Origin of the sequence: Pseudomonas sp. Leaf59 (genome assembly GCF_920984685.1) — a bacterium.
GTDB lineage: Bacteria > Pseudomonadota > Gammaproteobacteria > Pseudomonadales > Pseudomonadaceae > Aquipseudomonas.
The window spans coordinates 324465-345501 of sequence record NZ_CAKLBR010000001.1 but is presented as its reverse complement, the minus strand read 5'-3'; the positions used below and the strand labels follow the sequence as shown (position 1 = coordinate 345501).

At 58.7% G+C, this 21037-nt stretch carries 12 protein-coding genes and 3 pseudogenes; 10 read left to right on the top strand and 5 right to left on the bottom strand.

Going from position 1 to position 21037, the window contains the following annotated elements:
• The first annotated feature begins 3 nt into the window (after nt 1-3).
• From LUB09_RS01340 to LUB09_RS01330, 3 genes are all read left to right on the top strand, one after another.
• Nucleotides 4-756: an inositol monophosphatase family protein gene (locus LUB09_RS01340; protein WP_231421352.1), complete on the top strand. Its 753-nt coding sequence runs from the start codon at nt 4-6 to the stop codon at nt 754-756.
• Between the two features lie 19 nt (nt 757-775).
• Nucleotides 776-1600: a hypothetical protein gene (locus LUB09_RS01335; protein WP_231421351.1), complete on the top strand. Its 825-nt coding sequence runs from the start codon at nt 776-778 to the stop codon at nt 1598-1600.
• 90 nt (nt 1601-1690) lie between these two features.
• Nucleotides 1691-2815 (top strand): ROK family transcriptional regulator, encoded by a 1125-nt coding sequence (locus tag LUB09_RS01330; protein ID WP_209982212.1) that lies wholly within the window; start codon nt 1691-1693, stop codon nt 2813-2815.
• Between the two features lie 166 nt (nt 2816-2981).
• On the opposite strand, the gene LUB09_RS01325 is transcribed toward LUB09_RS01330, so the two are convergent.
• Nucleotides 2982-5267: a TonB-dependent receptor domain-containing protein gene (locus tag LUB09_RS01325; RefSeq protein ID WP_442964084.1), complete on the bottom strand. Its 2286-nt coding sequence runs from the start codon at nt 5265-5267 to the stop codon at nt 2982-2984.
• Nucleotides 5268-5631: 364 nt separating this feature from the next.
• Between LUB09_RS01325 and LUB09_RS01320 the strand changes: the two are divergent.
• Both LUB09_RS01320 and LUB09_RS01315 read left to right on the top strand, forming a co-directional pair.
• A pseudogene (locus LUB09_RS01320) lies at nt 5632-5793 on the top strand (NAD(P)/FAD-dependent oxidoreductase); the annotation flags it as partial.
• 2 nt (nt 5794-5795) lie between these two features.
• Nucleotides 5796-6011, top strand: a pseudogene (locus LUB09_RS01315) (manganese efflux pump); the annotation flags it as partial.
• A gap of 1522 nt (nt 6012-7533) precedes the next feature.
• Here LUB09_RS01315 and LUB09_RS23985 read toward each other — a convergent pair.
• The 3 genes and pseudogenes from LUB09_RS23985 to LUB09_RS01305 form a co-directional block, all read right to left on the bottom strand.
• Complete coding sequence (locus LUB09_RS23985) at nt 7534-8238, bottom strand: methyl-accepting chemotaxis protein (protein ID WP_416195178.1); 705 nt, start codon at nt 8236-8238, stop codon at nt 7534-7536.
• Nucleotides 8239-8439: 201 nt separating this feature from the next.
• A pseudogene (locus LUB09_RS23980) lies at nt 8440-9462 on the bottom strand (methyl-accepting chemotaxis protein); the annotation flags it as partial.
• 441 nt (nt 9463-9903) lie between these two features.
• Nucleotides 9904-10818 carry a LysR family transcriptional regulator gene (locus tag LUB09_RS01305; protein ID WP_231421349.1) on the bottom strand — a complete coding sequence of 305 codons (915 nt, stop codon included), beginning with the start codon at nt 10816-10818 and terminating at the stop codon, nt 9904-9906.
• A 247-nt stretch (nt 10819-11065) separates the two neighbouring features.
• Here LUB09_RS01305 and LUB09_RS01300 point away from each other — a divergent pair, with 247 nt between their 5' ends.
• The 4 genes from LUB09_RS01300 to pgm all read left to right on the top strand — a co-directional run bounded on the left by LUB09_RS01300 (nt 11066) and on the right by pgm (nt 17391).
• Nucleotides 11066-12079, top strand: coding sequence for a zinc-dependent alcohol dehydrogenase family protein (locus tag LUB09_RS01300; RefSeq protein WP_231421348.1), 1014 nt, complete (start codon nt 11066-11068; stop codon nt 12077-12079).
• Between the two features lie 727 nt (nt 12080-12806).
• Nucleotides 12807-14240, top strand: coding sequence for a hypothetical protein (locus tag LUB09_RS01295; protein WP_231421347.1), 1434 nt, complete (start codon nt 12807-12809; stop codon nt 14238-14240).
• Nucleotides 14237-15643 carry an aminotransferase-like domain-containing protein gene (locus tag LUB09_RS01290; protein ID WP_231421346.1) on the top strand — a complete coding sequence of 469 codons (1407 nt, stop codon included), beginning with the start codon at nt 14237-14239 and terminating at the stop codon, nt 15641-15643. Before LUB09_RS01295 ends, LUB09_RS01290 begins: the two co-directional genes overlap by 4 nt.
• Before the next feature lie 104 nt (nt 15644-15747).
• Nucleotides 15748-17391, top strand: coding sequence for a phosphoglucomutase (alpha-D-glucose-1,6-bisphosphate-dependent) (gene pgm / locus LUB09_RS01285; protein WP_209982202.1), 1644 nt, complete (start codon nt 15748-15750; stop codon nt 17389-17391).
• Nucleotides 17392-17650: 259 nt separating this feature from the next.
• Here the strand turns inward: pgm and LUB09_RS01280 are convergent, their stop codons facing one another.
• Nucleotides 17651-18346 carry a pirin family protein gene (locus LUB09_RS01280; protein ID WP_209982200.1) on the bottom strand — a complete coding sequence of 232 codons (696 nt, stop codon included), beginning with the start codon at nt 18344-18346 and terminating at the stop codon, nt 17651-17653.
• A gap of 219 nt (nt 18347-18565) precedes the next feature.
• Here LUB09_RS01280 and LUB09_RS01275 point away from each other — a divergent pair, with 219 nt between their 5' ends.
• The gene (locus LUB09_RS01275; protein ID WP_231421345.1) at nt 18566-21013 is read left to right on the top strand and encodes a UvrD-helicase domain-containing protein; all 2448 of its coding nucleotides are present in this window, start codon (nt 18566-18568) and stop codon (nt 21011-21013) included.
• The last annotated feature ends 24 nt before the right edge of the window (nt 21014-21037 follow it).

Below are 21037 nucleotides of genomic sequence, written 5' to 3'. Positions count from 1 at the left end.
CGGTTGCACGAGACTGAACGCCTGGCTGCCAGGGCTGCGAAGATTGCGCTGGGCCACTTCCAGAACCTCTCTTCGCTGGCGGTCACCGTCAAGCGTCCGCAAGATCTGGTCTCAGCGGCCGACCTGGAAGTGGAGCAGTATCTGCGCGCCCAACTCGCACTCGAATTTCCTGGCGAAGCGATCCTGGGCGAAGAAATGGGCGGTGACCTGCCGGGGCGCGGCTGGGTGATCGACCCGATTGATGGCACCGCCAACTTCGTCAGCGGCTCGCCTTTGTGGGGCATTTCCATTGCCTATGTGGAGGGCGACGAGTCGCTGGTGGGCGTAGTGGCCTATCCCGCTTTGGGTTACACGCTGAGCGCCGGCAAAGGTTACGGGCTGAGAAAGAACGGCATACATGCTACGAGACTTGCTCAGTGGGCGGGGCTGAAAGTGGCGGCGATCGGCGAAAACCTGCACTGGCGTCCAGAACACATCGGCGCGCTGGAGTTGCAGTTCCGCCAGGCCGGCTGGGGCGTGGCGGGTTACCGATGCGCGACCATCGGCCTGGGGTTCGCGGCGCTGGGTTGCACAAGCGGCTACGTGGAGCGCTACACCAGCCTGTGGGATGTCGCTGCCGGCCGTTTGCTGTGCAGCGAAGCGGGCCTGGCGATTTCTACCCAGGGCCTGGCCGTGCCAGCCGGACTCACTATCGTTGCGGGCACCCAAGAGCTCTGTGATCTAGCTCACCCTGTCTTGTCAGCCTGTCTGACATAGCTATTAGAATAAACACGCCATGAACGCTATCCCCACCATCAGATCGTTTGCCAAGACGATCGAAGCGGCTTTGTACCAACACGCTGAAAACCGTTGGGCTGCCCCACCGCATCCGGCAGAGTGCGCGTCTCCCTGCGAAGGCATTGTCCTGGACTGGGACCGATGCTTGGCGAACAACGGAAAGCCCAAGGCTGCGGTCATCAGATTCCTTCAAACTGTAGCGTCCAGCGTTTCGCTCGTGTCCAACAACTCGACGCTGTTCCCTCATGAAATTGCCGCCGTACTGGCGGCAGAGGGGGTCAGGCTGCCGACTCACCGCATCATCCTGGCAGGCACCCATTCTCTGCATGATGCCTTGGCGATGGAAGTGGGTGATGTGCTGGTCGTGGGCTCCAATCGGATGAAAAGCTACGCGCGCTCGATTGGTTTGCAGCTGGTTCGCAAGGATGCCGACCTCGTTATCTTGCTGAGCGACGTACGCATCACCTATACCAAGCTCAATACGGCGCTGGATTCACTCCTCGAAGGTGCCCGTTTGGTGGCGGCGAGCGCCGAGACACTTCATTCGACCAGGTATGGCAATCGAGTCCTGGATATCGGTGCCTTTCTGTCTACGCTGCAAGCGTGCATGGCCCCTGAAGACTGGAACCCGCGCATTATCGGCAAGCCGGAAATGACCTTATATGAGGCGGCGGCGCAATCGCTCGAACTGCCGCTCGATCGGTGTGTGCTGATTGGCAGTGTTGTGGATAAAAGCGTCAACGCCGCAAAATGCACTGTGAGGGTGCCTGCCCTGGCTCGCCCCCTAGGCAATAGCGCCTCCGCGTTCGTCCCGAGGGTGTAACGTTAAAATTTTATGAATTCAACCCCATCGGCCAGAAGAGGCTTTAGACTGCTCTGCTACCGGAAAATCTACTTATTGCATAGTTGACTCATGGACGCAGAACAACGCCTGAAGCGCGATTACCACCCCAGTCTGAACGAGCGCAAAATTCTCGATATCTTGCGGCGCAGTGGAGGAATCACCCGAGCCGCCGTGTCGGCGGAAATGGATCTCGCACAGCAATCCGTGCACCGGATCATCGAAGACCTGATCAGCCGGGGCTTCATCCGCACGGGTCAGGCCATCAAAAACGGCCGCGGTCAGCCCAGCTTGCGCCTGGAACTCGCCAACGAGGCGGTTTATGTACTGGGCATCTCCATTAATACTGATTCGGCGGTCGTCTGCATCGCCGATTTTGCGTGCAATGTCCTCGAAGAGGTCACGCTGCGTACCCCGCCGCTGAGCTTGAATTCGACCCTGGATGCGCTGAGCAAAGTCATTGATCGCATGCTCCAGCGCAACGCGCTGAGCCGCGATCATCTGCTGGGTGTCGGGGTGGCGATTGCCGGCTACTTTGTCGACGAAGGGCGAGTGAACGCACCGGAACCCCTTCAGGACTGGTCGCTGATCGACTTGCGTCCGCTCCTGGAGCAGGCCCTCGATATGCCGGTCTGGTTGAAGAACAACGCCACCACCGGGGCCATCGGTGAAAGTCTCATCGGCGTCGGCGCCTGGGCGAGCAACTTCATTTACCTGTCGTTCAACTATGGCTTCGGTACCGGCATCGTCATTGACGGCAAGCCGTACTTCGGCAGCCATGGCAATGCTGGTGAAATCATGCTGTACACCCACGATGAAGTCGAGCGCCGCCCGGCGCTGCGCTACTTGATCGATGCGTTGCACAAGCAGGATATCCAGATTGATTCCATCGAAGACCTGCGCAATCGGTTCGACGCCAACTGGCCGGGTGTCGAAGAGTGGGTCGAGCATGTGCGTCCGGGCCTGGATCGCTTGATCAATACCCTCACCGGATTGTTCGATCCGCAGGCCATCGTATTCGGTGGGCAGGTGCCTGCCGAACTCGGGCGTCGACTGATCGACAATGTCAGTTTCTGGGGCTCACCGCGCTATGGAACGCCCGCCCCCAGGCCCAAGTTGTTACTCACCGAAAGCAACGGCGATGCCGCCGCCATTGGTGCTGCATTGATCCCTCTGAAAGAGCGTTTCTTCCTGTAGCCAGCCAGGCATACGCTGGTGCTTGGCCGCTGATTGCTCCAGGCGGTGAAGGCTGTGGTGATTCTGGACTGACCAACCAAAAAAAGACCCCGGCGCTTGAAGGCGACGGGGTCTTTTTTGCACTGTTATTTATGTGAACCCATGCTTCATCAAACGTCTTGCTGAATCAGAAACGCGTTGAGAGCGTAACGAAAGCGCTGCGCGGCGTTCCCACCTGCAACAGTTGCAGGTCACCATTCGGGTCGGAGGCCGCACTGCCATCGGTATTCAGCGTAGAGATGTAGCGTTTATCGAACAAGTTGACCATGTTCAATGCAACGGACGTGTCCTTCAGGCCCGCGAATGCACCCAGGTCATACGCCATGTTCGCGTTGGCCAACCAGTAACCGGGCACGCTCTGGTCATTGGTGTAGGTAAAGTAACGTTTGGTCATGTAAGTACCTTGCAGGCCCGCGCTCCAGTGGTTCCAGTTCCAGTCCAGGCCGCTTGAGTACATGATCCTGGGGGTATCGACGACCGTTTTGCCTTTGACGTTCACCGTCTGCGCATTGCTGGTGTAGTTGTCATCGTAGGTGCTGTGGTTATACGAAAGCGAGTTGGACCAACGCCAATGTTCATCAGGCATCAAAGCAAAGGCGAACTCAGCACCTCGGCTGGTCACCGAGCCTACGTTGGCCACGCCATTGGCGCAGATGAAGATCCCGGTGCAGTTGGCGATAGCGATCAGGCGATTGTCGAACTGGGTGTTATAGACGGTGGCCGAAGCAATGTAGTGCTTGGACGTGCGCCGAACACCGGCTTCAATCGTCGTGGAGGTTTCCGGCTTGAGGCCTTTGAAGCCGTTGAGTGCGTCGACCGCTGCCTGAGTATTGCTGAATGGGCTGTAGGCCCCGGAAGGGAAGGCAGCCATATTCTGCGAATAAGAGGCGAACACCTCATCTTCGTCATTAAGCTTGTAGGTCGCACCAAACTGAGGAAGGAAGTGATCGCTGGCTTCCAGTGACCCGCTTGCGTATCCGACTTTTCCTTCAGCAGTCGTGGTCGTCACCGTGCTTTTCGCACCGAATTCAAGTTTTAAACGGTCGTCCAGCAGCGTGTACGTATCGCGCAAGTAGAACTGACGCGTCAGGTCGTTGTAAGACTGATCGAATATGGTGGCCGATAATCCATAACCATTGGTCGTGACGATATGGTTCTGGGGCTCGTGTCCGGTGGTGTCGTAGAGATAGCGACCGACATTGTTCTTGTTGGACTGGATCCAGAATCCACCCTCGACCTCATGCTGGCCCAGGAACGCGGTGAGGGAGGTCTGAAAGCCGTTTCGATCAATGCCGTATTGGGTACTGCGCAATGCGTTCGCGGGGATTACTGAGGTGCCGGTATTGTAGGTGAACGGATAATACGAGTTACCAAACCCAGAGTTATGGTGATGGTAAACGGTGGTATCCAGCACCAGGTTATCCGAGAGGCTGAAATTGCCCTTCAGGATATCCAGTTCGTCATAGCGCAAGCTGCTGGCGTTGTAGACACCCTCCGCGGCGCTTTTGACGCCACCACTGAAGATACCGTTAGCGGCATTCACCGCACGGGTCCAATCGGGCGTGTAATAGGTGTAGTTGTAGCCCAGTCGGTCGATCATGCTTTTGGACAGCGACATCAGGTTGGCTTCTTCATGGTCCGACTTGCTGTGGAAGAAGCTGATGCGGTTGTCGCCGAATTTATACAGAACCTTGGCGTTGATCGCGTCTGATTTCTGCGGGTTGTCATTGCCCTTCCAGGCGTTGGCGTCGTATTTCTCACCCGAGACATACGCCGACAGGCCGTTGTACTCCCCGGTGTCGACACGCATGTAGGTGCGGCTGGTGTCGTAGCTGCCCATGGTCTGCGACAACCGGCCACCGAACTCTTTATCCGGGTCGGAAGTCGTCAACTGGATGGTACCGCCCAGATCGCTGTTGGAGGCGGTTCCCAACGAACCAATGCCTGCGGCGACAACGGTCGAACCCACGTTTTCCGGGATTACGGCGCGCGTGATGCTCAGCCCGTTGAAGTTGCCGAAGCTCATATTCCCCAGCGTTACCCCATCCAGGGTGTAGCCCAAGTGATGCATATCAAACCCGCGCAAGCTGATGCGCTGGCTACCCTCTTCACGGCCAAGAGGATCACCGGACTGGAAGTTAACGCCAGACATGCTCTGCAAGGTTTTCAGCGGGTTGGTGCCGGCGGAGTAACGTTTAACGGTTGTTTCATCGACACGCTGAACCTGGCGCGTTTCTCCCTGGCCAATCACTGACACGGTGCCCAGGGTGGTGGTTGCTGTCGAGGCGGAGGCGTCAGGAGTATCTGCCGCCTGAGCCATCGCACTGACAAGACCAAGCGCACAAAAGGGCACCCAATGTTTGACGCCTACCTGCAAGCGAACTGGCTTGCAGGAATTGTATTTTGTCCTCATCGACAGCCTTCCTCAGAAAATAGGAGTACCAACGCGTTTGCCTTGGGCGGTGTTTGCGGGCGTTGCTCGGTTCTGCAGGGCAAGCAGTCGCGTCTACTGCACAACCTGACGCATCCTGCGAAGCCCAATGTCCGCTGGGAGGGCATATTAGTACACTTATTGTGTAGTAATTATTACCAACGTTGCGAACCCGAACGATCAGGCCTGGCTAATGGGTAACGTTGGCTGATGAGCGCATTGGCTCGGCTGAACGGACGTGATGTTGGTTAGGCTGAATTGAAATGAATGACTTGTAGGCGATAGCCGAAGTCCGCTTGAACTGGCGGTTTTCTGGTGCAGAACTTGGACGAAGAATGACACTATCGGCGCCGGCGCTCGCTACCTGGGCCTGCCATCGGAAGAAACGTTCATGGGCAAAGGCGTGTCCGCCTGCGCGACCTGCGACGGTTTCTTCTATCGCAACAAGCCGGTCGCCGTGGTCGGTGGTGGCAACACCGCCGTGGAAGACTCGCTGTACCTGGCCAACACGCGTTAGCCGTGGGAGTCGGGCTTGCCTTCGTCAACGTGAATATCCTGGTTGCTGCGTCGGCAATTGGCATTGCCACCACGGTAATGGTGACCACAGGCGTGATGTTGGGTCGTGTACTTGGAACAATGGTTGGTAAGCGCGCTGAAATAATCGGTGGGTTGGTGTTGATGCTAGTTGGCTCTACTATCCTCTATGAACATTTGTCCGTGGCATGATTTAGTTTGGACTTATCTCGCCGAAAATAAAGGCCTTACAGTGCGGGTTTAAGGCCTCTCTGTACCCGCGTGAAGTTGTTTTTCGTCTTGCTTGCTCTCGCTGAATTTATAGTGAAGAAGAGTCAAAAATAGGATTTAGTAATGGGTCTTCGATGGGTTGCAGCCACTGTGCTTCTGGCGATTTCTTGGATTGTTTTTCTGGCAATTTATATATTTAGGAATTGGTCGGGCTGGTTCTTTTAGATTCTTTTCGGCATGCAGGGGGCTGAATACTCGCTAGCGTATGGTCGCGCATTCATTGGGTGTAGACCAGCCAGGCGCATCCTTTTCAGACGAATAGCAGTCGAAGAAAGCTCTCCCCAAGGAGGGCGGTCGGACGCGGATTTCGGGGGGCAGGTAGGACTTTAAAGGGAGAACTATCCAGCTTTCCCTCCCTTGGACATATCGATCTCAAACACAAGCTCTTCGGCAAGCTGATGAACGCTCGCGCTGTTTGCAAGCTTGGCCAGGTCTATGCCGGTCGTGCAAAACATTGAGCCGTACTCGGGTTGCCTGACGAAGACGGTAGCCGTCCATCCATTGATCAGAATGCAATCTACCTGGTGACCTGGCAGGCTCCGTTCCAGGTCCTCAGTCAGCGAAATTTTTTTCCAGCAATGCATGATGACGTACTAACGTGGCGTTGATACATGATTGACATACAACCGCTGAGAAAGTGCCAGATACACCAAGCGCATGGCTCATCAATGCCTTGCCAAAGGTCCGCAGTGGTAACCGTAGTCGACTCTGTTAAGGATCAGCGCTTCGAGCCCACGAATAGATTTATGTTCAGCGAATAGACAGTATTTACCGTTGCAACAAAATATTTCTTCGCTAGCTTGAAATACGGGCCACCTAGCCCCTGTTGCAATAATGCCAAGAGTGGCGTTGCGACATTAACTTATCCAGGCAGTGTTTTGGCCCGTCTAATAGGAGAGCAACAATGAAAATTGTAACCGGCGTAATTGCTATAAGCGTAGCGTTCGCAGCGTGCTCATCAGTTTATGCTTCGCAAATCAAAGTCCCTATTGCCCAAGAGTTCAATACTCACGTAATCACCGGTTCACCACCGCTACTGCAACTAGCGGGCAATGGTGGATCGGGCGGTAATGGTGGCGCTGGAGGAAGTAACAGCGGCCAGGGCGGGGCGGGCGGAGCCGGTGGTGCTGGAGGCAGCGGGTCTCAACCCGGCAAGGGAGGCTCTGGCGGCAAGGGTGGTGCGGCTGGCCCTGGCGGGACACCAGGTGCCGACGGCGCCCCGGGCGCTGATGGTGCACGGGTTCCCAGAGATCCGCCTGATAAAAAATCAAGCACCTAACGACTCGCAATAAATAGTTGGAAGGGAGGTGGCTCAAAAGGCCCGACGGTGTATGCCAGTGTTAAGTGATGCAAGGGCAAGCGTTCCGGCAGATGGATGTTCATGCGCGCGCAGAAGCGGCAGATCGCCAGGTGAGCGCTTCACGAGGCGTCTGACTCTGGATACCTAAATTTTGAAACGCGCAACCAAGCTCTGCAAATCACTGCCCAGGCGCGCCAGTTCTGCAGTCGATGCGACGCTCTGCTCGGTTGCGGATGCAGACTGCTCAGCAATGTCACGCACGCTGAGCACGCTTCGGTTGATTTCATCGGTCACTGCGCTCTGTTGTTCGGCAGCGGCGGAAATCTGCTGGCTCATCTGTTCAATCGTGCCGATGGACTGATTGATATCAATCAATGCCTGTTCAGCCTGACGAGCCAGAACTACGGTGCCCTCGGTACGTTGCAGGCTTGCGTCCATCAGACCTGATGCTGCGCTCGTGCGCTGTTGTAGAGTGTTGATCAGCAGTTCGATTTCACTTGTGGAGTTCTGGGTACGTTGGGCCAGCGAGCGCACTTCATCGGCCACTACAGCAAAACCACGACCTTGCTCACCGGCGCGTGCGGCCTCGATGGCGGCGTTGAGCGCGAGCAGGTTGGTCTGCTCGGCGACAGCCTTGATCACGTCGATGACGTTGCCGATCTTGCTGCTGTCTTCGGTTAGGCGCTGCATGGCTTCGCCCAGATGCTTCACTTCATCGGCCAGTTGGCCAATTTCGCTTGCTGCATGTTGCACCACATTACTGCCGTGCGCAGAACGTTCGCTTGCCTGTTTGGCGGCCCGCGAAGCGTCTTCGGTGTTCCGCGCTACTTCCTGTACGGCCGAGGCCATTTCATTCATGGCGGTGGCGACCTGGTCAACTTCGTTTTTTTGCAGGGTGACGCCTGTACTTGTCTGCGCGCTGACAGCAGACAACTGCTCGGCCGCTGTAGCGATCTGCGTGACACCGTTGCCGATGCCCCCGATCAGGCCGCGCAGGGAAACGGTCATGTGCTGCATGGTGTTCTGTAACAAGCCCAGCTCGTCCTGACGGGTCGTGCTGGTGTCCCGGGTCAGGTCACCATCAGCAATACGGCGCGCGGCAATGACCGTATCGTTCAACGGAAAGGTTATCTGGCGGGTGATAAGGAGCGCAGCAACGATACCAATCAGCAAGACCACCAGCGCGACACTCAACAACTGAACGACAGCGCTGTTCTTTTCTTTTTGGGCGCTGATAATTTGCTGTGCTGCTACATCATCGGCCACAACAGCTATTGCGACGGATTGCTGTTGCAGATTGCCGCGAACCTGATCGGCCTGCTGAAGCATTTCCGAGATCGACGACATCAGCACCTTGTACTGTTTAAGCGCATTCAGCGCGGTGTCTACAGCGGCGTTCGCCTGGTTTGGCAATTCGCTGCGAGCAGCCGATACCTGCGCGATCAGCGCGTCGGCCGAATTGTAGGTCGCTTGACGGTTATCGGTTGACGGGACACTCAGATAGCGGCGAAACACCAGCCGGAAGTTGGTCATTCCGTTACGCAAGTCACCAGCGATTTTGACTTGTTTTATGCCGGTTTCATCCGGAGCACGCACTGTGTCGTCAATGGTCTTTTCCAGCAGGTTTTCGAAAGTGGCACTGACGTCGTCCGAGACCTTGATCAAGGGTTTCAAGGCATCATCGACTTTATGATTGATGCTGACCAATTGATCGAACGTCTGCTTCAGGCCGCCGACTTGCTCCTTGATGGAGCGCAGCTTAGCCAGATTACTCGGCGCGGCGAGCAGACCAATGCCCTCATCGACACTGCGGCTCAGCGTATCCAGCGCACCGCTGTAGGCTTGCACGCCCGCAGCACTCGGTGCAGTGGCGTAGCCTTGTGCGGCGATGCGGGCGTTCAGGACATCAGCCTTGATCTCGGAGACCTTGCCACTCTTGCCAAGTCGCTCGATCAGCAGGTTGGTGCTGGAGTAACCGATTGCGGCGACGGCCAGCACGCCCAGCAAAATGGCGCCGAAGCCCAGTCCGAGCTTCTTGCCGACTTTCAAGTTGTCCAACCACTTTGCGCTCATTACGGGTGTGCCTTTGATTTTTCGGAATGCCCGTGAATCGGCGCTGAGTCAGGTAACTTGATAGTTAACGTGACAAAAGTTAGCTCGCAAGCTAATGAGGGAGGCCACAGGAGCCCCGTGATTTGTGGCCTTCAGCCATTTATGAATATTTATTTAATAAAGAGCTAACCGCATCCCCGGCCGCATGATGCGCCAACAATCAGTGGTGGGCTGCTGAGATGATGAGGGCCGTTTGTATGCGGGGCTATTCAGGGCATCGCTGAGTTTTCGTTTGAAAACAACTGCATTATCTGTGGGCATCGGTGGGGGCATACTTTTCAAGGAACCGAAATTTGCCCCCAATGGGTCGTGGAATCCATTGGATTTAGACAGACTGCGATGGACTTAAGTGACCAGTAAGTTTTTGTTATAAAAGGGTTTATGGGATTTAATGGAATTCCATTACAGGCTGTCAGGATCCCCGAAAAACATCTGAATCCGCGACCTCAACCACCGCTCCCCTGGATCATTATCCTGTGACCCGCGCCACGCCATGTGCAGTTCAAAGCTGCGCACCGGCAGCGGTGGATCTTCGGCTCGCAAGCCGCCGGCCGAGGTGAGGGCCTCGGCGGCGTAGTCGGGCACGGTGGCGAGTATGTCGGTGCCCGCCAGCAAGGTGCCCAGGCCGTTGAACTGCGGCACGGCCAGCACCACATGGCGCTTGCGACCGAGCTTTTCCAGTTCTTCATCGATAAAACCGCTCAGGTCGCCGGCAAACGACACCAGTGCGTGGGGGCGGCTGCAGAAGTCGTCCAGGCTCAGGGAGCCGGGCACGCTGTCGGCGCGCAGCAGTTTGGGCAGGCTGCGGCGCAGGACCTTGCGCTTGGCGTTGGCGGGCAGGTCGGCGGTGTAGCTGACGCCGATGGAGATTTCGCCCGAGGCCAGCAGGCCTGGCATCAGGATGTAGTTGACGCGGCGCACCACCAGCACGATGCCGGGGGCTTCGGCGCGCAGGCGTTTGAGCAGTTGGGGCAGCAGGGCGAATTCGACGTCGTCGGACAGGCCGATACGGAACACGGCGGTGCTGGTGGCCGGGTTGAATTCGGCGGCGCGGCTGACGGCGGTGGAGATCGAGTCCAGGGCCGGGGAGAGCAGGGCGAAGATCTCGACCGCGCGAGCCGAGGGCTCCATGCTGCGGCCGGTGCGTACGAACAGCGGGTCGTCAAACAGCCCGCGCAGGCGCGACAGGGCGGCGCTGATGGCCGGCTGGCCGAGGAACAGTTTTTCGGCAGCGCGGGTCACGCTGCGCTCATGCATCAAGGTTTCGAATACGATCAAGAGGTTAAGGTCGACACGACGCAGGTCGTTACGGTTCATCTTGTGTCCTGGAAGAGTCTGCAAACTTGACGAGAGCGGCCATGTGTAAACAACGACCGGCATGAATCTTACGGGGAAAGGCTGATACTCTGCACAAGATAATTGAGTTTTCCTACGAAAGCTGAGGTCTGTAGCTTAGTCGCGGAATCAATGACAAGCATGTCGACTATTAATGGCGACCGTTGGCCTTACCCGCAAAGCCCAGATAAAGTTCATGGCATTAGAGGTTACTTTGACGAGGTTTGCGATGTCCCGCACGATCCGTTTTCACAAGTTTGGTCCGGCCGAGGTGCTCAAATGCGAAGAGCATGCAGCCGCGCAGCCCGCACCGGGCGAAGTGCAGGTGCGTGTCGAGGCGATTGGCATCAGCTGGTACGACATCCTGTGGCGCCAGAACCTGGCGTCCTCCCATGCACGTTTGCCGTCCGGCCTTGGTCATGAAATGGCCGGCGTGGTGGTCGCCCTCGGCGACGGCGTGGATGACCTGGCGGTGGGCGATAAAGTGGCCAGTTTTCCGGCCGAGAGCCCCAATGATTACCCGGTGTATGGCGAACAGATCGTCCTGCCCCGTTCGGCCCTGACCCGTTACCCGGATGTGCTGAGCCCGATTGAAGCCAGCGTGCATTACACGCCGCTGTTGATCGCCTACTTCGCTTACATGGACCTGGCACGGGTCAAACCCGGCCAGTTTGCCCTGGTGACCGACGCCAGCCACTGCGCCGGCCCGTCTTTCGTGCAACTGGGCAAGGCGCTGGGTGTGCGTGTGATTGCGGCGACCAAGGACAGCGCCGAGCGTGACTACCTGCTGTCCCTCGGGGCGGAAAAGGTGATCGTCACCGAGGAGCAGGACTTGCTGATGCAAATCAACAAGTTCACCGACAATCGTGGCGTCGACGTGGTGTTCGATGGCTTGGGCGGCCCGCAGATGTCGTTGCTTGGCGACGTACTGGCCCCGCGCGGCAGTCTGGTGCTCTATGGCCTGCAGGGCGGCAATCAGACACCGTTTCCGGCCTGTGCGGCGTTCCAGAAGAACATTCAGTTCTTTGTGCACTGCATCGGCAATTTCACCGGCAAACCGGAGCTGGGCATTATCCAGGACCAGGTCGCCATGCAGCGGGCATTGCGTGATATCAACCAGTTGACCGCCGACCGTGTGCTGGTGCCGCTGAAAACCACAGTGTTTGCCTTCGACCAGTTCGTTGAAGCGCACCGTTATATGGACGAATGCCCGTGCCGTGAGCGGGTGGCGCTGCAAGTTTAAGCTGTTTCGTGTGTAGGAACATTCGTAATCGGCTGTTCCTCGCCCTTGGCGTATGGGACAAAAGCGCCATTTGACAGGGCTTACCCTGCGCGTTTTCCACTGCGTGTAATCGCCCCTCAGTCCCGTAAACGATACCTTTGCCCCGAACGCCGCCCTGAATTCCAGCGCGGCGTCGTCGTGTCCGGGTGATCCACCTTGTGCTTGAACCTGAACTGAACTGGTTTTTGGCCAGCTTCTGTATCTGTTAATCATTATTCCAGCCTTGATAATTGTGTTCTTACTTTCAACTCAAGGACCGAGTGATGATTGATGCACTGATACGGCAGCGGGTATTTTCTGCTGCCGTTAATAATGGAACATTTGCGGCGGGCTCAGGGGGCAGACAGTTTTATGCTGACGCTCGATCAAGTGACATTCATGGAACACTGCCTGACAAATTTTATTTGTCGGATGGATCTTTTAATTCGGGGTTAAAGGAATGTAGGAGATTGTCTGAATACTCCTAGGAAGGTCGTCAATCCCTGCGTGGGTGGCATGTGTGTCGGCGCTCGAGGCCATGGAGGCCCGGGTGGACGCTCTGCACAGTCGATGTCGATTTTTTGCAAGGTGCTAGTGTTGATTCACTGTCAATACGGTACCTAAAGCGACGTTCCTGGCAATTCAATACATCAAGCAACTCGCGTTGGTAGTTGTTTGAAACTTATATTTCAACTCAGGTAGTAGAGCGATGAGCGCTATTCACGAACAGGCCATGACGTATGTTTACCAGCAAGTTCAGCAACGATTGATCGGGTACTTCAGTCGCGCGGAACGTACGGCGCTTCAATTATTGATCCAGCGTATTGTCGTGGCGGCCGGGGGCATGGAATATATCGGCGCCTACAAGGTGCTGGTCGCCCACGGCGGCGGTGAGGTCAGCAGTTACACGTTGGCGATGCTGCGCGCGGCGCAATTGAGCATCGCCGGGCGATCACCGACGACGTTCCAGCTGCGGGTCGCCACGCTGCGCCATGCCGGCATGACCCAGCGCACACTCGATACCATCCACAACGGTTACAGCCGTCTGTTTTTCCATGACGATGACCGCGTGGAACTGCTGATGGTGGAAAACCATGAGGTGCTGCCATTCAATCATCAGCGCCCGGTATCGACCCAGGGTTGTGAAGCGGCGCAACGCAACCGGTTGATGGTCGGGCACCTGAGCTGCGGCGATATCTGTGCAACGCTGTGCAACGATACCTACCTCGCCCTGGGGGATTTCTACCAGCGTGTCACCGCGTGGGACGGCGGTGTGCATGTGCTGGTCAGCGGCGACTCCGGGCGTAAACAGAGCCAACTGCTGGCCTGGCTGAAAAAGGCGGCTCAGGCCGGTTCGGACAAGGCCCGGGCAGCCAGGCCCCTGTCCCTCGACCGGCTGTTTGCGCGAATGGACCAATGGAGCGAAGACTTCTATCGCGATCTGTATGGCGAGCACTATCAGCCCAGGGCTGACATCAGCATCGGCGGGTACCGTCCCCTGGCGTATATCGGCTTTGCCGACTTGCTTGAAGGCATAGACCCTGCCAGTGCACCTTTGCTCACCGATTTCATGGCCTATACCCCAGACCCCCTGGGGTTTCATTTCAGCCATCCGGCGTTTGCCAATCCCGTGTTGATGGCGCACCTGCGCGGCCTGAAGGCCGAATGCCTGCGCGAATTGCCGTATGGGGAAGGTGTTGAAGAGTTCCTGCTGCTGGCGCAGGAGCAGCTCGATCATGTGCAGATTCCGCCGGAACTGCTGGCCCAGGCCGGCAGCAGTGAAGGGCGCGCCGCGTCCACCGACTACGCCCGGCAGTTTTTCGGGCAGGATGAAAGTCAGCTGATCTGCCTGCTGTTTTCGCCGTTTATCCATCACGGCGAACGGCTCGAAAGCTACCTGCGCCAGTGCCATCCAGGCATGCTCGTGGCGCTGCCCGAACTGCACAAGGTGCTGCAGGGCAAGCCGGCCGCCGAGATGCTGCAACAGTGGGTGACCGTTGCCAGCGGGTTGCCGTTGCCCTTGCTCCAGCATCTGTATCGTCAGCGGCCAATGACCCTGCTGCCCGGTAGCAGTGTGCGCGAGCACGACCTTGAAGGCAACCTGAGCGGTCACGACATGGCTCGGCAGCTGTCCGCTCGATGACACTGCGTGGCGCGCGACAAGCGGACTTCGCTTACCAGGCGGTGTATCGCTACATGATCAACCTGATCAACGAGGTGAGTACCGATACGCGAGTGAAGCTGCCGTCGCTGCGCGAGCTGTCCCAGCGCCTGAATGTCTCGATCTCCACCATCCAGTATGCGTATTCGCTGCTGGAGAAAGAGGGCCGCGTGTATTCGGTGGCCAAATCGGGGTACTACGCCTGGCCCCTTGCCAACAGCGCCGCGACATTTGCCAGCGGCGACTTGCTCGAACGCCTTTACGTGGCGGCCCGCAGCCCGGCCATGGCGGTGCTCAGCGGTGATGAACCGGCCTTGCTGGCGAATCTGGACGACACCTTGCTGCGCCTGGAGCGCGAGCTGGTGCGCCAGTATCCCCGTCAGTCGCAGCACAGCTCCCAGTCGTGCGGGGTGTGGGAGTTGCGCGCGGCGCTGGCGGCGCGCTACACCTCATCGCCCACGCGCTGCTGGCACGCGGATGACGTGTACGTGGGGGCCGACCTGCGCGGCGTGCTCTCCATCCTCATCGAGGTGCTGGGGTTGCGCGGCTCCACGGTGCTGGTCGAGTCGCCCTGTGACTGGTTGATCCTGCGCCTGCTGCAGGATGCCGGCGTGCGTGTGATCGAATTGCCCTGGCTGCACGCGGGTCGTCTGAACCTGGTGTTGCTCGAACGGGCACTGCGCGAGGAGTCCGTGCAACTGCTGTTGATGTCATCGTCGGTGAGCCTGCCGGCGGGGGTGGCCGTGCAACCTCAGGACCGCCTCGAACTGGCGCAGCTGCTGGACCACTACGGTTGCTGGCTGCTGGAAAACGACCTGTACGGCGAATTGAGTTTCGTGCCGACCCAGGCCGCATTGCGTGACCTGGTCAACCCCGAGCGGCTGATCGTGTTCTCCTCGTTCGAGAAAATCCTCGGGCTGGAAGCGTCCTACGGTTATCTGCTATCGCGGCACATGAGCCGCCAATTGCAGCGCCAGTTTCTGCTGCGCTCGTTTCGGCTGTCGGCGATCCGTCAGCGTGCGATTGCGCGGCTGTATCACAGCGGGCGCATTGACCTGCACCTGCGCAATTTGCGCGCATTATTACGCGAGCAGGCCAGCGCCATGAGTGAGCTTCTTGACCAGCATCTGGGAAGCCTGGTGACGTACCGCATGCCGGTCGGCGGCGCAACATTCTGGCTGGAGTCAGCCAGGACAGTGGATATGCGCCAGGTATTCCAGTATCTGCTGGCCCACGCCGTCGTTGTCGCGCCCGGTGAGCTGTTCAGTATCAGTGGCCTGCACCATCAGCACCTGCGTCTGAGCCATACGTTCCACGGCCTGCCCAACCTGGACACAGCCCTGGCTGCGCTGGGCGAGGGACTGCGCGAGGCACACCAGGGCTAGCTGCATGAAATTTCTCGTCATGATGTAGGATCGATACCGTCGCGCAGTAGTCCAAGTGCCAGTAAACTGCCTTTTTTCCGACGTCTTCTTTTCGAGGTTCATGCATGACAATCAGTCCTTTTGCGGGCAAACCGGCGCCGGCTCAGTTGCTGGTGGATATCCCGCGACTGGTCACGGCCTATTACACCGGCCAGCCTGATGCAGCGATCTCCACCCAGCGCGTGGCTTTTGGTACGTCCGGGCACCGTGGCAGCTCCTTCGAGCTGAGCTTCAACGAATGGCATGTGCTCGCCATCAGCCAGGCGATCTGCCTGTACCGCGAAGCCCAGGGCATCAACGGCCCGTTGTTTGTCGGCCTGGATACCCACGCACTGTCGACCCCGGCCGGCGCCAGCGCGCTGGAAGTGCTTGCCGCCAATGGCGTGCACGTGATGCTCGCCGAGGGCGATGAATACACCCCGACGCCGGCGATTTCCCACGCCATCATCTGCTACAACCGCGGCCGTACCCGTGGCCTGGCGGACGGCATCGTCATCACGCCGTCCCACAATCCACCGCAGAGCGGCGGCTACAAATACAACCCGCCCAATGGCGGGCCGGCCGATACCCACGTCACCAAGTGGATCGAAGCCAAGGCAAACGAGCTGCTGGCCAACCAATTGGCCGGGGTCAAGCGTATTACCCACGCCCAGGCGCTTAAGGCGGACACCACCCACCGCCATGACTACCTCAACACCTACGTGGCGGACCTTATCAATGTGATCGACATGGATGCCATCCGCAGCGCCGACCTGCGCCTGGGCGTCGACCCGCTGGGTGGAGCAGGGGTGCGCTACTGGTCGGCGATTGCCGAGCATTACCGGCTGAATCTGGACGTGGTGAACACCGAAGTCGATTCGACCTTCCGCTTCATGAGTGTCGACTGGGACGGCCAGATCCGCATGGACCCGTCCTCCAGCTACGCCATGCAAGGCCTGATCGGGCTCAAGGAACGCTTTGACGTAGCGTTCGCCTGCGACCCGGACCACGACCGCCACGGCATCGTGACGCCGTCCGGCGGGTTGCTGGCACCGAACAATTACCTGGCGGTGTCGATTGACTACCTGTTCCAGAACCGTCCCCACTGGCGTGCCGATGCGGCCGTGGGCAAGACCGTGGTCAGCAGCGGCTTGATTGACCGGGTGGCGGCGAAAATCGGCCGTCGCCTGTATGAAGTGCCGGTGGGCTTCAAGTGGTTTGCCGATGGTCTGTTCGAAGGCTCGCTGGGCTTTGGCGGTGAAGAAAGTGCCGGTGCGTCGTTCCTGCGCAAGGACGGCACGGTGTGGAGCACCGACAAGGACGGCCTGATCCCGGCTTTGCTGGCGGCCGAAATGACTTCGCGCAAAGGCCAGGACCCGAGCCAGATCTACCGTGGCCTCACCGATGCGCTGGGCGAGCCGTTTGCCATTCGCGTCGACGCCAAGGCCACCCCGGCGCAGAAAGCCCTGCTGGGCAAGTTGTCGCCGGAGCAGGTCACGTCCACCCAATTGGCCGGGGAGAGCATCCAGCAGATTCTCAGCCACGCGCCGGGCAACAACCAGGCCATTGGCGGCTTGAAAGTGATGACCGAAAACGGCTGGTTCGCCGCGCGGCCATCAGGCACCGAGGATATCTACAAGATCTACGCCGAGAGCTTTATCGGCGAAGATCACCTCAAGCAGCTGGTGGAGGAAGCGCAAGTGCTGGTTGATGGCGCTATTTCTCAATAACCCCGCAACACCCATGTCAGAGGGGGCACGCCCTCTCTACATCCTGTGGCGAGCGTGCTTGTTGTGGCGAGCGGGCTTGCCCCGCGTTGGGCTGCGCAGCAGCCCCAAAAGCAGACTCTGCGCAGTATCAGGTACTCCGCGTTTTCGTTGATTGGGGGCGCTTCGCACCCCAACGCGGGGCAAGCCCGCTCGCCACAGAGACCCCAGTTTGCTGCGCGACAGCGCTAAGTCGAAGACTTGGCGGAGCCTTCCATGTGAATCAGGCCAGGTCGACCAGCACAATCTCGCTGTCTTCAATCGCGGTTACCCGTAACACTGGCTCATCTTCCACCGCCACACCGTCTCGCGCCTGCGCACGCACGCCATTGACCTCAATTACCCCCGTGGCCGGCACCAGATAGGCGCGGCGTCCGCCGTCCAGTTGGTACTCGGCACTTTCTCCGGCTTTCAGGTTGGCGGCCACCAGGCGGGCGTCGGCGCGTATGCGCAGGCTTTCGCTGTCGCCGCTCTTGCCGCTGGCCAGGGTCACGAAGCCCTCACGACCGTCCTGCGGAAACGGCTTGGCGCCCCACGACGGTGGCAGCCCGGCTTCATTGGGAATAATCCAGATCTGGAAAATCTTCGTCGGCGTGGCTTCCAGGTTGTATTCACTGTGGGCAATCCCGGTGCCCGCACTCATCACCTGCACGTCACCGGCTTCGGTGCGGCCCTTGTTGCCGAGGTTATCGGCATGGCTGATGGCGCCTTCGCGCACATACGTGATGATTTCCATGTCCCGGTGCGAATGCTGCGGAAAACCGCTGCCCGGCGCGATGATGTCGTCGTTCCATACGCGCAGGTTGCCCCAGTGCATGCGTTTGGGGTCGTGATACTCGGCAAACGAAAAGTGATGATGGGCGTCAAGCCAGCCGTGGTGAGCGCCGCCCAGGGAAGTGAAAGGTCGAAGTTCCAGCATGATCGTCTCCTCTGAATGGGCGCTATCATCCTTGAGTCATTGATCGTTAAAAAGCGTAAAAACTGCCTGATTCCTATCAGCCGATTAGATGGATTAACGCGGTTTTGACTTTCACTTCGTCGTCTAACTGCATGACGGCAAAGCAATTGGCTGGCACTGAGCAGCGATTCCGGCGACCATGGCGCATTCGCCAGAATCAACGTCCTCGCTGGAGTTCGCGTGCCGCAGCAAAAGCCCGATTTGCCCCCTGATCTGCTTCCGCTGGCAGAAATGCCCTTGTTCAAACGCCTCGCCGCGCGTCTGTTTGGCCATGGCCTCACACGACTGCGTGCCCAGCACCGGTTTTCGTGGTTACACGGCCAGGCCGATGGTTTTCGCAGCGGGCATGAAGCGGGCGTGGAATACGGCTACCGTGAGGGCATGGCCGAGGGTATCGAGCAAGGCCGGCAAGTTTTGCTGATTCGCGATTTCCGCCCGGATGAGCACCGCGCGCCGGGCGTGGACGACAGCCTGTTCGACGATTGGCGCCTGCCGCTCACCGCCGAGATCAAAAAGCGTATCAAGGCCGATGTGGCGCGCCTGTTGCCGGCCCATGCCCAGCCCAGCACCGCGCAGTGGAAGATGATCTTCAGCGATACGCCGTCCACCTCGGTGATTGCCGGTGCCGGTGCCGGCAAATCCACCTCGCTGGTGCTGCGCATCCTGCTGCTCACCCATTACCTGGGCTTTGAACTCAGTTCGATGACGGTGGTGACCTTCACCCGTGAGTCGCGCAAGGACTTCGTCAACAAGCTGATGGACATCCTCGCGCTGTGGGGCCAGCCCCTCAGCGTGAAAGAGGCTCAGGCCGTGGTGCGCACCTTTCACTCACGCATTCTGCCGATGGTGCGCAGCCTGCCGGGGTTCGAGCGCCTGCAGGCGTTCGAAAACCTCAGTGCCGGCACCGATGACGCTGACAGCAACCCCTTCGACCTGCGCATCAACGACGCCCAGCGCCAGCAGATGAACGCCTGCTACCACCGGCTGCACAGTCGCAATGCGCGGTTTCGCGAGCTGATTGCGCCGCTGGCCCGCCATGGCCTGCAGCTCAAGGAGCTGGAGCGCGACCACCCGGACGTGCAGAAGCGCATCGCGGTGACAGAGCTGGCGGCCAAGCGTGATGAAGAGCTGTGCGATCTGATCGAAGACCTGTGGTTTCGCGCGGGTGCCTGGCCGATCAAGGGCATCGAGCCCAGCCGCCAGACGTTTGAAATCAACGGCGCCACCTTCCATTGTCACGGCTATATTCCCGAACTGGACGCCTGGGTGGTGCTGGGCTTCGATGCGCGGGAAAACCCGCAGATCAGCCGCCCCAACGCCAAGCTGTCGGTACGCGCCGAGTGGGCGGTGAAGCGCACCCTGTTTCAAGCTTTCTGTCGCAAGCCTTTGATATGGCTCGACAGTTATGAATCATCAAAGCGTCTTATAAGCAGCCTGGCGGGCGACGCCACCGCTGGGCCCGGCTTTGACTATAAGGTCAAGGGCGAGCTGGCCTCGGCACCATTGCTGGACTGTTTCGTCACCGCGGCGGGCTTTATCGAGAACCTCGGCCTGGACGTGCCCACTGCCGTCGGCCAGATGACGTTCGCCAGGGACGATGCCGACCGCTTGTTCTTTGAGGCACTGAGCATCTTCTGGAAAGCCCTGGAAGAGCATCTGCTCGAACAATCGCCGCCGATCATGACCTATAACCGCATGTTCTCGCTGTTTGGCGAGAACATGCCGGAAAACCTCACGTTGCTCAGCGATCCGCTGCTGCGGCCGATGTCGCACCTGATGATCGACGAATTCCAGGACGTCTCGCCGCAGATCGTCTCGTGGATCCGCGCCAGCCTGCGTGAAATCCGCAGCCGTGGCCCAGCCATGCACGTGGGGCGCGGTGCCCAGCGTTCTTCGTTGCTGTGCGTGGGTGATGACTGGCAGTCGATCTATGGCTGGCGCGGCAGTTCGCCCAAGTACTTCATGGAATTCAACACCGAGTTCCCGTCGCCTGGCACCACCCGCGTGATGCTGGGTGAGAACTACCGCAGCCATCAGCACATCATCGATGCCGCCGAGCATATCGTGCGCGCCGCGCCAGCAATTCCCGGCAAGAAGGCCAAAGCCAGCGGCGTGCCCAAGGCACTGGTGCCCGTTCAAGTGCTGGCGCGCGACGATGCTGCCTTGGGGCGGCAGTTGCAGGCGCACTATCAGCAGGGAGATTCGGTATTGATGCTGTATCGAAAAAGCAGTGATAAGCTATTGATTCAGGAGCATATTCAGGCTGTAGTTAATGCTGATTCGAGCCTGCCGGCGCCAGCGCGCAGATTGAAACAGCTGACATACCACAGCGCCAAGGGCCTGCAGGCGGATGCGGTATTTCTATTGGGCGATTGCCAGCACGTCACCAGCTCGCCGTACAAGAACCAGGTGTACCGCATGGCGGGCCTGGGCAAGGCTGGCGACAGCGAGCCCTATGACACGGCGCAAAAAGACGAAGTGCTGCGCCTGGCGTATGTCGGCATTACCCGGGCCTCCAGCCATTGCTATTGGTATGTGGAAAAGCCTGAAGGCGCAGCGGTCAATGTGCCAAGGGCATCCGAGCGGGTAGATGGCAAAAAGGCGTTTTTCGATGATCAGCGGATTTGAAAGTAAAGTTGGTCAATGTGGGAG